Genomic DNA, 12924 nt, shown 5'->3' with positions numbered 1-12924 from the left:
ACGGTGGGTCCGTGTCATGCAATATCGTGCCGGCCGCCGGCCGCAAACGCCATGGTCGCGGGCAGCGGGTCTCGGCGGGCAAACAGGTAATACAGGATGCCGGGCACGATCAGCCCGATGATCCAGGAAATATCGACGCCACCCAGGTGCGCAACCAGCGGGCCGGTGTAGAGCTTGGTCGAGATGAAGGGCATCTGCACCAGCACGCCGAACACATATACCAGGATACCGGGCCAGTTCCAGCGGCCATAGCGGCCGTCGGGGTCCGCCAACGCGGCAACGTCGTAGCGACCGTGGTTGACGAAGTAATAGTCCACCAGGTTGACGGCGCTCCAGGGCGTGAAGAACGCCAGCAGGAACAGGATGAACGACTTGAACGCGTTCAGGAACGAATGCTGGCCGACCAGCGCCACGCAGGTCGCCGCGCCCACGATCACCAGCACGAAGCAGAGCCGTTGGCGCCGGGTGATATCGACATGGCCGCGAAAGCCGCTGATGATGGTGGCGATGCACATGAAGCTGCCGTAGGAATTGAGCGTCGAGATCGTCACCTTGCCAAAGGCGATGCTGAAATACAGCAGCGCCGCCATCGTGCCCGTGCCGCCCAGGCCGACGATGTACGCCACCTCGCGGCCAGCGAACTGACCGGCCGCCATCGCGGCGGCCAGCACCCCCAGCACCATGGCGATCTGCGCGCCCAGCACCGAGCCCAGGCCCACCGCCAGGAAAGTCTTGAACGACGACGTGCGGCTGGGCAGGTAACGCGAATAGTCCGCCACATACGGGCCGTAGGCGATCTGCCAGGATGCCGCCAGCGATACGGCCAGCAAGAACGACGTCCAGCTGAAATGGCGAATCTGCAGCAACTGCCCGACATCGCCCAGCGCGATCACCCGGCTGAACAGATACACGAAGGCGATCAGTCCCAGCACGCTGGCGACCCGCCCGATCAGGTGGATCATGCGGTACCCAAACACCGTCACCAGTACGATCACGCTGGCAAACACCAGGATGCCGGCGCTGTCGCTCACGCCCAGCAGCTGGCCGATGGCCTGACCGGACAACACCGTGCCGGTGGCCGTGAAGCCCAGGTACATCAGGCATACCAGCACGATCGGAATCGCCGCGCCATAGACGCCGAACTGCACCCGGCTGGAGATCATCTGCGGCAGGCCCAGCTTGGGCCCTTGCGCCGCGTGCAGCGCCATGACCGCGCCGCCGAACACCTGGCCGATGAACAGGCCGATCAGGGACCAGAACACATCACCGCCCAGCACCACCGCCAGGGCGCCGGTGACGATGGCGGTGATCTGCAGGTTGGCACCCATCCAGAGCGTGAACTGGCTGTACAGCCTGCCATGGCGCTCGGTTTCCGGAATGAAGTCGATCGAACGTTGCTCGATCAGCGCGCCTTTCGATGCGGCGCTTGCCTGCTCCATGCGATTCTCCTTGCGGGCGCCGGCCGGCGCCTTTTTTCATTTGGCCTGGCCGTGGATCAACGGCTGGTGTTGATCATCGGCAGATTCAAACCTTGCTCGCGGGCGCAGTCGATGGCGTCTTCGTAGCCGGCGTCGGCATGGCGCATCACGCCGGTGGCCGGGTCGTTGGTCAGCACCCGCGCGATGCGCTCGGCGGCGGCGGCGGTGCCGTCGCACACGATCACCATGCCGGCATGCTGTGAGTAGCCCATGCCCACGCCGCCGCCATGGTGCAGCGACACCCAGGTGGCGCCGCCGGCCGTGTTCAGCAGGGCGTTCAACAACGGCCAGTCGGACACCGCATCGGAGCCGTCGCGCATGGCTTCGGTTTCGCGGTTGGGGCTGGCGACCGAGCCGGAATCCAGGTGGTCGCGGCCGATCACCACGGGCGCCGACAATTCGCCGCTGCGCACCATTTCATTGAAGGCCAGGCCCAGCTTGGCGCGCTGCCCCAGGCCCACCCAGCAGATACGTGCGGGCAGCCCCTGGAAGTTGATGCGTTCGCGTGCCATGTTCAACCAGTTGTGCAGATGTGCGTCGTCGGGGATCAGTTCCTTGACCTTGGCATCGGTCTTGTAGATGTCCTGCGGATCGCCGGACAGCGCCGCCCAGCGGAACGGCCCCACGCCGCGGCAGAACAGCGGTCGGATATACGCCGGCACGAAGCCGGGAAAATCAAACGCATTGGCCACGCCTTCTTCCTTGGCCATCTGGCGGATGTTGTTGCCGTAGTCGAAGGTCGGCACGCCCTGCTGCTGGAAGGCCAGCATGGCCTTGACGTGCGCGGCCATGGATTGCCTGGCCGCCTTCACCACCGCCGCAGGCTCGCGCTGGGCGCGCGCACGATACGCGTCCCAGGTCCAGCCGGCGGGCAGATAGCCGTTCAACGGGTCGTGCGCGCTGGTCTGGTCGGTCACCATGTCCGGGCGCACGCCGCGGCGCACCAGTTCGGGCAGCACCTCGGCCGCATTGCCGCACAGCGCGATCGAGATCGCGCGGCCGGCCTGCGTGTACCGGGCGATGCGGGCCAATGCGTCATCCAGGTCGGCGGCCTGCTCGTCGACGTAGCGGGTGCGCAAGCGGAAATCGATGCGGCTTTGCTGGCATTCCACGGTCAGCGAGCAAGCGCCGGCCAGGGTCGCGGCCAGCGGCTGGGCGCCGCCCATGCCGCCCAGGCCGGCGGTCAGCACCCAGCGGCCCGTCAGGTCACCGCCGTAGTGCTGGCGGCCGGCTTCCACGAAGGTCTCGTAGGTGCCTTGCACGATGCCCTGGCTGCCGATGTAGATCCAGCTGCCGGCCGTCATCTGGCCGTACATCGCCAGGCCCTTGGCATCCAGTTCGTTGAAGTGTTCCCAGGTGGCCCAGTGCGGCACCAGGTTGGAATTGGCGATCAGCACGCGCGGCGCATTGGCGTGCGTCTTGAACACGCCCACCGGCTTGCCCGACTGCACCAGCAGCGTCTCGTCGTCGTTCAGCCGGGTCAGGACCTCGACCATCCTGTCGTAGCAGTCCCAGTCGCGCACGGCGCGGCCGATGCCGCCATAGACGACCAGTTCCTTCGGGTTCTCGGCCACGTCCGGATCGAGGTTGTTCATCAGCATGCGCAGCGGCGCTTCGGTCAACCAGCTCTTGGCGGTCAACGCAGTGCCGCGCGGCGCGCGGATCTCAACATCGCGGTATCGGTTCGATTTTTCCAAGGTCGTCTCCATGATCGCAGGCGCCACGCCTTGCCGCGCAGCCGTTGCAGAAATCATAGGACGCCTATGCTTGTATATACAAGTGAGACGAACGGGTTTGCAGGTCAGGGATTTCCCGTAAGGCGATGTCGATGAGACCGATGCCCCGCCACGGGCGCCGGGGCATCCGCCCCGCGCCGCCTCGCAGCACCCGGCTTACGCGCGCGGCACCAATTCGATCAGGCAAGCATCGAGCATGCCTTCGGATTCCAGCCGATATTCGGCCAAGCCGTCCGGTCCCTCGATATGCAGGCAGTCGTACCGCGAGGGCGCCTGCAAGGGCTGGCCGTCGCACCACAGGCTCAGGTCCGAGCCGGCATTCAACAACAGCACCGTACTGGCCGCGCTATGGAACGTCCAATGCCGTGCCCCGCCGATCCACTGCAAGCGCGCGTGATAGCGGGCCGGCGAATAGATCAGGTTGAAATCGCGGATGGGGCCGTTGACCAGCCGGCAGTCCACCGCCGCATCGCCCGAAAACGCGTAGGCCTGCCGCGGCCCCAGCGGCGCCTGCGCCTGGCCGTCCACCGTCAGGGCGATACCCGCGCCTTCGAGCACGGTGATGATGCGCTGCAAGCCGCTGAACACCGAGAATCCGCCGTCCTGCGCCACTTCGGCGATGGACAGCCGCCAGTCGAATGCCGCGCTGCTGCCGCCCGGGTTGCACGCCACTTCCTGCGTGATGCCACCGCCATTGCGCCACGGCATGCGGGGATAGTCCTGCGCCCGGTACAGGCGCGCATCGAGAGGCTTCATGTGGAAAACTTTCCTTCAAGACGGTGACGCGAGCCAGGGTGGATCAAACGGGCCAGCGTCACCACGCGTTCACCCGACCAGGTGCGCCGGCGGATCAGCAGGCAAGGCTCGGTGCGGTCGATCTGCAGCAGCTGGCATTCGCGCGGTTTGGCGACGATGGCCTCGACCACGTGCTCGCCTTCGGTCAGCGGGGCGACGCGGGTCAGGTACTCATAGGGCGTGTGCTGCGTGAAATCTTGATGCAGATAGTCTGGCGCCAGCCGCACGTTGACGTAGCGGTCTTCCAGCTGGATCGGCACATCGTCTTCGAAGTGCACGATGATGGAATGGAAAACCGGCTGGCCTTCGCGGATATCCAGCGCCGAGGCCTGCTCGCCGCCCGCGGGCTCTTCGACCAGCCGCACCACGCGGCTATGGTGCCGGTGGCCGCGGGCCGCAATTTCATCCGCAATATTGTTGACGGCGAACAGCGCCGAACGCGTCTTGGGCTGCGCCACGAACGTGCCCACGCCTTGCATGCGCACCAGCAGGCCTTCGGCCGTCAGTTCGCGCAGCGCGCGGTTGACGGTCATGCGCGAATAGCCCAATTCCTGCACCAGTTCGCTTTCCGACGGCACGCGGTAATGCGCGGGCCAGGCGCCGCTGCGAATCTGCTGGGCGATCATCTGCTTGAGATGGGCGTAAAGCGGAGCCGGCGGGGCGGTGGCCTGGGCCGGCAGGCGGGGCGGGGAAGAAGCCACGGAAAGGTCCTGTGTCGTGCCGTTGGTCGAAAGCGGATTATAGGGGGGTGATAGACATGTACAGACAAGGCGGCCTGCGCCGCGCATCCGCGTTCAAGCGGCCCCTGCGTTGCGCCGCAAATGACTGACAAATGCCGCCGCGGTGTCTGACAAGGTCTCGCCTTTGCGCGTCAGCACGCCGAAGGCCTTCAGATCCTTGCCCACTTCCAGGTTCAATGCAGTCAACAGGCCGGCGCCCACATGGTCGCGCAGCACCGATTCGGGCAGCATCGCGATGGCGTCGCTGGACTGCACCAGCTGCAATGTGGCGAAGATGGACGAGCATTCGATGGCATCGTCAGGACCTGCCACGCCCGCCCTCGCGAACTCGCCTTCGAGCAGCACCCGCGCGGGACTGGACAGCATTTGCAGCACCCAGGGCCAGCGCACCAGTTCGTCCCAGGTGAGTCGGCGCTTACGCGCCAGCGGATGGCCATTGCGCACAAATACCCGCAAAGGCTCGTCCGCCAGCGGCTGGAAATCGAAGCGGTTGTGGTCGAGCGGGCCCGTATAGCGTCCAACCGCCAGCTCGATTTCGTGACGGTCGAGCAGCAGGCCGATCTGGTCGCTGGTTTCGCCCAGGATGCGGATGTTCAGCCGTGGCCGTTCGCGCTTGATGTCGGCCACGGCGCGCGCCACCAGGTCGGGCGCGGCCCCCATGATGGCGCCGAATACCAGGTGACCGTGGCCGCCACGGCGCTTGGCGTCCAGATCTTCCAGGAAGCGTTCCAGGCCAGCCTGTGTCTGGCGCGCATAGGTCACCACCTCCTGACCCAATGGGGTGACCGCCATGCCGCGCGCATGCCGTTCAAACAAGGCAAAGCCGAACGCTTGTTCGATATCCGCCAGCATCTTGGTGGCGGACGGCTGCGTGACGCTGATCTGCGCCGCCGCCTGGTTCAGGGTACCCGCTTCGTCCAGCGCGCTGAGCAGTGCCCAATGCTTGAGCCTGAGTCGATTCACCAGCCGCGGGGCCAGGGCCATAGGTCGCTCCGAGCGATTCCAAAACGGAATGTCTTGGTCTGAATAATTGATTGGAATGATATAGCCGGCCCTCCTACAGTTCAACGGACACGAAACCCTTGGAACATGGAGACAACATGACGCCATTCATCCCCGGCCAAGCGCCCGCCACCGCCTGCCTCGGAGCCGCCGCATGAACCAGCTGGACCTCAACGGACGCGTCGCGGTAATCACCGGCGGCGCACAAGGTATCGGCTACGCCGTTGCCGAACGCATGCTGCGATCCGGCGCCCAGGTGGCGCTGTGGGATGTCAATGCAGCGGCCCTGGGTACTGCCCGCGAGGCGCTGGCCCCGCTGGGCAACGTCAGCATCGCCGACGTCGAACTGACGGCCGGCGCCTACGTCGACGCTGCGACCGCGGCCACGCTTCGAACGCACGGCCAGATCGACATTCTGGTCAACAGCGCCGGCATCACCGGCGGCAACGGCACGCTGTGGGAATTGCCCATGGATATGTGGCGCCGCGTCATCGAGGTGAACCTGGTGGGCTCGTACCTGACCTGCCGCGCGGTCGTGCCCCACATGATTGCGCGCGGCTATGGCCGTATCGTCAACATCGCATCCATCGCGGGCAAGGACGGCAACCCCAACGCTTCGCACTACAGCGCATCCAAGGCCGGGCTGATCGGGCTGACCAAATCGCTGGGCAAGGAACTGGCGCAGACCGGTGTGCTGGTCAACGCGGTGACGCCGGCCGCAGCCAAGACGCCTATCTTCGACTCGATGAAACCCGAGCACATCGATTTCATGCTGTCCAAGATTCCGATGGGCCGATTCCTGCAGGTGGACGAAGCCGCCGCGATGATCGGCTGGCTCAGCTCCGAGGACTGCACGTTCAGCACCGGCGCGGTGTTCGACCTATCGGGCGGGCGCGCCACGTATTGAGCGCGTCCGAGCAGTCTCCGAGGCCCTGCCTGACAGGGCCTCGGCATAAAACATAACGAGGAGACGACACCATGACCCCCACCCAGGACGCCGCGCTGGCGCGCGCTACGGCCCGCGCCATCCGCCGGCTGGTCCCATTCCTGTTGCTGATGTATGTGCTGGCCTTCCTGGACCGCGCCAACATCGGCTTTGCCAAGAAGGCCTTCCAGCTGGACACCGGGCTGTCGGACGCCATGTTCGCGTTCGGCGCTGGCGTGTTCTTCATCGGCTATGCGCTGTTCGAAGTGCCCAGCAACATGATCATGCACCGGGTGGGCGCCCGCGCCTGGATGTGCCGCATCATGGTGACTTGGGGCCTGGTGTCGGCGGGCATGATGTTCGCCACCACCGAGACCGCCTTCTACACGCTGCGCTTCCTGCTGGGCGTGGCCGAAGCGGGTTTCTTCCCCGGCGTCATCTACTACCTGACCAAGTGGTTTCCGTCCGGCGCCCGCACCCGGGTGCTGGGCATGTTCTATTTCGGGGCGCCGCTGGCGTTCATCTTCGGCAGCCCCTTGTCCGGCCTGCTGCTGGACATGCACGGCGCCTTCGGGCTGCGTGGCTGGGAATGGCTGTTCCTGGTCGAAGGTCTGATGGCCTCGGCCGTGGGCATCTGGGCCTGGTGGTACCTGGACAACGCGCCGCGCGACGCCAAATGGTTGACGGTCGAAGAACGCCGATTGCTGACCGAGGCCATCGAACGGGAAGATGCGCACAAGGCCGCGCATGGCCCCGGCACGGCGCTGCGTGCGCTGGCCAACGGCCGGGTGCTGTTCCTGTCGCTGATCTACTTCCTGATCCAGGTCAGCGTCTACGGCGTCGTGTTCTATCTGCCCACCCAGGTAGCGGCGTTGCTTGGCAAGAGCGTGGGCTTGCAGGTCGGACTGGTCACCGCCATTCCGTGGCTGTGCGCACTGGCGGCCACCTACTATCTGCCACGCCACGCCGAACGCCACGGTAACCATGCGGGCCTTGCGCTCACCACGATGCTGGTCTGCGCGCTGGGCATCGCGGTATCGGTCAATACTGCGTCGCCGCTGCTGGCGATGGTGGCGTTGTGCCTGGCCGCGGCCGGTTTCATTGCCGTGCAACCCCTGTTCTGGTCATTTCCGACCGGCTACCTGAGCGGCGCGGCCGCCGCCAGCGGCATTGCGTTGATCAATTCGCTGGGTTCCCTGGGCGGCTTCGTGGCGCCCAACCTGAAGACCTGGGCCGAGCGCGCATTCGCCTCGCCCAGCGCCGGGCTGAACCTGCTGGCCGGCACCACGGTCATCGGCGCCCTGCTGTTCCATGCGCTGCGCAAGCGCGGCCCCACGCCACGGACCAAGCCGTCCGTCAGCGCACCCTGATCCCTGACCTGACTGGAGCAAACCCTTCCCATGCCGATGCCGACCATCAAACACGTCCGCGCCTACACCGTACGCGGCGGCGGTGCCGATTACCACGACCAGGGCGAAGGCCACTGGATCGACGACCACATCAGCACCCCCATGGCGAAATACCCGGAATACCGGCAAAGCCGCAAGCGCTTCGGCCTGAACGTATTGGGCACCCTGGTAGTGGAAATCGAAGCCAGCGACGGCACCATCGGTTTTGCCGTCACCACCGGCGGCGAACCGGCCTGCTGGATCGTCGAAAAGCACCTGGCCCGCTTCATCGAAGGCGCTCGCGTCACGGATATCGAGAAGATCTGGGACCAGATGTACAACGCCACGCTCTTCTATGGCCGCAAGGGGCTGGTGCTGAACACCATTTCCGGCGTCGACCTGGCGCTATGGGACCTGCTGGCCAAGGTGCGCCAGGAACCCGTGCATGCATTGCTGGGCGGCCCGGTGCGCGACGAACTGGTGTTCTACGCCACCGGCGCGCGGCCCGACCTGGCCAAGGACATGGGCTTCATCGGCGGCAAGCTGCCGCTGCACCACGGCCCGGCCGAGCGCGACGAGGGCCTGCGCAAGAACCTGGACCTGCTGGCCGACATGCGCGGGCGGGTCGGCGACGACTTCTGGCTGATGTACGACTGCTGGATGAGCCTGGACGTGGAATACGCCACGCGCCTGGCCACCGCCGCCTATCGCGACTTCGGCCTGAAATGGATTGAAGAAGCCTTGCCGCCGGACGACTATTGGGGCTACGCCGAGCTGCGGCGCAACGTGCCGCGCGGGCTGATGGTCAGCACCGGTGAACATGAAGCCACCCGCTGGGGCTTTCGCATGCTGCTGGAAATGGAGTGCTGCGACCTGGTGCAGCCGGACGTGGGCTGGTGCGGCGGCATCACCGAGCTCATCAAGATCGCGGCGCTGGCCGATGCCCACGGCAAGCTGGTGGTGCCCCACGGCTCGTCGGTCTACAGCTATCACTTCGTCATCACCCGGCACAACAGCCCGTTCACCGAGTTCCTGATGATGGCGCCAGAAGCCGACCGCGTCGTGCCCATGTTCCACCCGCAACTGCTGGATGAACCCGTGCCGGTCAATGGCCGCATGAAAGCCTCGGCGCTGGATGCGCCTGGATTCGGGGTCAGGCTCAACCCCGCCTGCGAATTGCTGCGGCCCTACACCCACTAAGGTCCGCGCTGGACGCGGACGCTCCGGTTTCGTATACTCCCCCCCTGTATCGACCGGAGCCCGCCGTGCCCCATTCCCCCGCTGAAAAGAAGCGCGTCACCACGCGCCTGCGCCGTATCCAGGGCCAGGCGCTGGCGCTTGAGCGCGCCGTCAACGAAGGCACGGAATGCGGCGCACTGCTGCAGCAGCTGGCCGCCCTGCGCGGCGCGGCCACGGGCTTGATGGCCGAAGTGCTTGAAAGCCATCTTCGGGAAACCTTCCTGCAATCCGCCCAGGGCGGACGACCCGGCGCGACGCTCGAACCCGAAGCGGAGATCGATCAGGTCATGCGCATCGTCCGTTCCTATTTGAAATAACGCCACCCGACCTCGTGGAGCAAAGCTTATGAAATCACGCGCAGCAGTCGCATTCGGACCCGGCAAGCCGCTGGAAATCGTTGAAATCGACGTCGCGCCGCCGCAGCGCGGCGAGGTGCTGGTGCAGATCACCCACACCGGCGTCTGTCACACGGATGCGTTCACCCTCAGCGGTGACGACCCCGAAGGCCTGTTCCCGGCCGTGCTGGGCCACGAAGGCGCCGGCGTGGTGGTCGAAGTGGGCGAGGGCGTCACGTCGCTCAAGCCGGGCGACCACGTCATTCCGCTCTACACGGCCGAGTGCCGCGAGTGCAAGTTCTGCCTGTCGGGCAAGACCAACCTGTGCCAGAAGGTGCGCGCCACGCAGGGCAAGGGCGTCATGCCGGACGGCACCTCGCGCTTCAGCTACGAGGGCAAGCCGCTGTACCACTACATGGGCTGCTCGACGTTCAGCGAATACACCGTGGTCAACGAGATCTCGCTGGCCAAGATCAACCCGGCGGCCCCGCACGAAAAGGTCTGCCTGCTGGGCTGCGGCGTCACGACCGGCCTGGGCGCGGTGCACAACACCGCCAAGGTCAAGGAAGGCGATACCGTTGCCGTGTTCGGCCTGGGCGGCATCGGCCTGGCGGTGATCCAGGGCGCGGTGCAGGCCAAGGCCGGCCGCATCATCGCGGTGGACACCAACCCGAACAAGTTCGTGCTGGCCAGCGCCATGGGCGCCACCGACTGCATCAACCCCAAGGACTACGACAAGCCCATCCAGGAAGTCATCGTCGAACTGACCGATGGCGGCGTGGACTTCTCGTTCGAGTGCATCGGCAACGTGCACGTGATGCGCGCCGCGCTGGAATGCTGCCACAAGGGCTGGGGCGAAAGCATCATCATCGGCGTGGCCGGCGCCGGCCAGGAAATCAGCACCCGCCCGTTCCAGCTGGTCACCGGCCGTGTGTGGCGCGGCTCGGCCTTCGGCGGCGTCAAGGGCCGCACGCAGCTGCCGGGCATGGTCGAAGACGCGATGAGCGGCAAGATCGACCTGGACCCGTTCGTGACGCACACGCTGCCGCTGGACCGCATCAACGAAGCATTCGACCTGATGCATGAAGGCAAGTCGATCCGCACCGTGATCCACTACTGATCCGCCTGCCGCACCACGACAGGCCCGGTGCGATTGCGCCGGGCCTTTCTGTTTGTGTGACCAACGCAAGACATCGCCGCCACGGCCCATGACAGTGCTGTCATTCATCTTCACGTAATCTTGGCCCGCGACCATGCGCCCTCGTAGAACAAGAGGGATGCACGCATGACGACGTGGAAGAGGACTGCCGGCGCGGCAGCATTGAGCCTGATGATGGCGTTGTTGGCCGGTTGCGGCGGCAGCGACGACGATGACGATGCGCCGGCCACGCCGGCCCCCGCGCCCACGCCGGGCCCGGCGGCCAGCCGGCCGATGGAACTGACGATCCTGCACATCAACGATCATCACTCCAACCTGGACAGCAAGAAGAAAGACCTGAAGCTCAAGAATGCGGCGGGTTCCCGCGTGACCGTGAACACGGACGTGGGCGGTTTTCCGCGGGTGACGGCGGCCTTCAAGGAACTGGCCGCGAAATCGCCCAACGTGCTGAAACTGCACGCGGGCGACGCCACCACCGGCACGCTGTACTTCAACCGTGCGGGCGATCCCGGCGAGGCCGATGCCGCGCTGATGAACACGGTCTGCTTTGACGCCATGACGCTGGGCAACCACGAATTCGACAAGGGCGATAGCGGCCTGAAGCGCTTCATCGAGCTGCTGCATGCCGGCACCTGCCAGACCCCCGTGCTGAGCGCCAACGTCACGTTCGGCGCCAACTCTGCGTTGAATCCGTCGCGCGCGCCGGGCATGGTCAAGCCGTCCGTCACGCTGACTCGCGATGGCCAGCCGATCGGCCTGGTGGGCCTGACCATCGCCAACAAGACGCAGCAGTCCTCCAGCCCCGACCCCGGCACGCTGTTCTCGGACGAAACCGCCGCAGCGCAACAGCAGATCGATGCGCTGCGCGCCCAGGGCGTGAACAAGATCGTGGTGATGAGCCACATCGGCTATGACTACGACAAGCAGATCATTCCCAAGCTGAGCGGCGTGGACGTGGTGGTGGGCGGCGATTCGCACACGCTGCTGGGCCCGGCTGCACTGTCGACCTACGGCGTCGGCTCGCCCGCGGGTGCCTACCCGACCGAACTGCGCAACAAGGACGGCAAGCCCGTCTGCCTGGTGCAGGCCTGGGAATACTCGCAGGTGGTGGGCGAGCTGAAGGTCAGCTTCGATGAAAACGGCGACGTGACGGCCTGCGCCGGCACCCCGCACGTGCTGGTGGGCGATGCGTTCACCATCGGCGGCGCGACGCCTGCGGCGGCAGACAAGACCGCCATCCTGGCCGACGTGGCTGCCAGCGGCTTCCTGCGCGTGCAGGCGCCCGACGCCCAGGCGACCTCGGTGCTGCAACCCTTCAAGGCCAAGGTCGATGCCTTCAGCGCCAGCCTGGTCGCTTCGGTACCGCAGGAGCTGTGCTCGCGCCGCGTACCGGGCGGCCCGGGTTCGCGCGACTACAACCGCTCCAGCGTGGCCTGCAACACACTGGGCAACGTCAACCTGCACGGCGGCGACATCCAGCAGCTGGTGGCGCAAGCCTACCTGGAGGTGGCCAACGCCAGCTATGGCGGCGCCGACATCTCGCTGCAAAGCGGCGGTGGCGTGCGCGTGCCGCTGCTGGGCAACGTGACGGCCGCCAACGTGATCGAGGTGGTGCCGTTCGGCAACATGCTGTGGCGCCTGGACGTCACCGGCGCCGAGGTCAAGAGCATGCTGGAAGACGGCATGCAGGCCGTCTACGGTCCGGGCGGTTCCACCGGTCCGTATCCCTACGCGGGGGGCCTGCGCTGGGACGTGAACGCGGCGCTGGCCCAAGGCAGCCGGGTGTCCAATATCGAAGTGCACGACAACGCCAGCGGCAACTGGCTGCCACTGGACCTGACCCGCACCTACAAGCTGTTCGTGCTGAGCTTCAATGCCACCGGCGGCGACGGCTACAAGACGCTGGCCAACGTGCCCGCAGCGCGGCGCCAGGACATCGGCGTGCTGGATGCCGACGTGCTGCAGGCCTACATCGACAAGCAGGCCAAGGACCCCGTGTCCGGCCTGCCGGTGCTGAACCTGTTGCCGATCAGCCTGTACAGCACGAAGACGTACAGCGAATAGGCGGACAGCCCCGCCCAGGCCGTGATATACCTGTGCCGCGTGCGCGGGCCTGCCTGCCAGGCC

Annotated in this window: 11 protein-coding genes; 6 read left to right on the top strand and 5 right to left on the bottom strand. The window is 66.0% G+C overall.

Translation table 11 applies throughout. The features are described 5' to 3' along the window. Positions 1-14 precede the first annotated feature (14 nt). From AC6LJ2_RS05310 to AC6LJ2_RS05290, 5 genes are all read right to left on the bottom strand, one after another. A complete protein-coding gene (locus AC6LJ2_RS05310) occupies positions 15-1439 on the bottom strand; it encodes a purine-cytosine permease family protein (RefSeq protein WP_498150969.1) in 1425 nt (474 codons plus the stop codon). Between the two features lie 56 nt (positions 1440-1495). Then, positions 1496-3187 (bottom strand): urocanate hydratase, encoded by a 1692-nt coding sequence (hutU, locus tag AC6LJ2_RS05305; RefSeq protein ID WP_498150968.1) that lies wholly within the window; start codon positions 3185-3187, stop codon positions 1496-1498. A gap of 183 nt (positions 3188-3370) precedes the next feature. Next, positions 3371-3970, bottom strand: a complete 600-nt coding sequence (locus tag AC6LJ2_RS05300) for a HutD/Ves family protein (RefSeq protein ID WP_263912875.1) — start codon at positions 3968-3970, stop codon at positions 3371-3373. Further along, positions 3967-4710 (bottom strand): histidine utilization transcriptional repressor HutC, encoded by a 744-nt coding sequence (gene hutC / locus AC6LJ2_RS05295; RefSeq protein ID WP_263912874.1) that lies wholly within the window; start codon positions 4708-4710, stop codon positions 3967-3969. Before hutC ends, AC6LJ2_RS05300 begins: the two co-directional genes overlap by 4 nt. Positions 4711-4803: 93 nt before the next feature. After that, entirely contained in the window at positions 4804-5733 is a 930-nt protein-coding gene (locus AC6LJ2_RS05290; protein WP_263912873.1) for a LysR substrate-binding domain-containing protein, read from the bottom strand. A 172-nt stretch (positions 5734-5905) separates the two neighbouring features. Between AC6LJ2_RS05290 and AC6LJ2_RS05285 the strand changes: the two genes are divergently transcribed. From AC6LJ2_RS05285 to AC6LJ2_RS05260, 6 genes are all read left to right on the top strand, one after another. Continuing rightward, positions 5906-6658 carry an SDR family NAD(P)-dependent oxidoreductase gene (locus tag AC6LJ2_RS05285; protein ID WP_498150967.1) on the top strand — a complete coding sequence of 251 codons (753 nt, stop codon included), beginning with the start codon at positions 5906-5908 and terminating at the stop codon, positions 6656-6658. Positions 6659-6729: 71 nt separating this feature from the next. After that, positions 6730-8046, top strand: a complete 1317-nt coding sequence (locus AC6LJ2_RS05280; RefSeq protein WP_263912871.1) for an MFS transporter — start codon at positions 6730-6732, stop codon at positions 8044-8046. 30 nt (positions 8047-8076) lie between these two features. Further along, entirely contained in the window at positions 8077-9264 is a 1188-nt protein-coding gene (gene rhmD, locus AC6LJ2_RS05275) for an L-rhamnonate dehydratase (protein WP_498150966.1), read from the top strand. A gap of 65 nt (positions 9265-9329) precedes the next feature. Then, positions 9330-9620, top strand: a complete 291-nt coding sequence (locus tag AC6LJ2_RS05270; protein ID WP_025139862.1) for a metal/formaldehyde-sensitive transcriptional repressor — start codon at positions 9330-9332, stop codon at positions 9618-9620. A 28-nt stretch (positions 9621-9648) separates the two neighbouring features. After that, positions 9649-10758, top strand: a complete 1110-nt coding sequence (locus AC6LJ2_RS05265; RefSeq protein ID WP_008164710.1) for an S-(hydroxymethyl)glutathione dehydrogenase/class III alcohol dehydrogenase — start codon at positions 9649-9651, stop codon at positions 10756-10758. Between the two features lie 165 nt (positions 10759-10923). Further along, positions 10924-12861, top strand: coding sequence for a bifunctional metallophosphatase/5'-nucleotidase (locus tag AC6LJ2_RS05260; RefSeq protein WP_498150965.1), 1938 nt, complete (start codon positions 10924-10926; stop codon positions 12859-12861). Positions 12862-12924 lie beyond the last annotated feature (63 nt).

The sequence above is a fragment of the Achromobacter sp. 1014246743 genome (assembly GCF_059760725.1).
The sequence above is the reverse complement of the archived record's forward strand: the minus strand, read 5'-3'. Positions and strand labels throughout refer to the sequence as shown.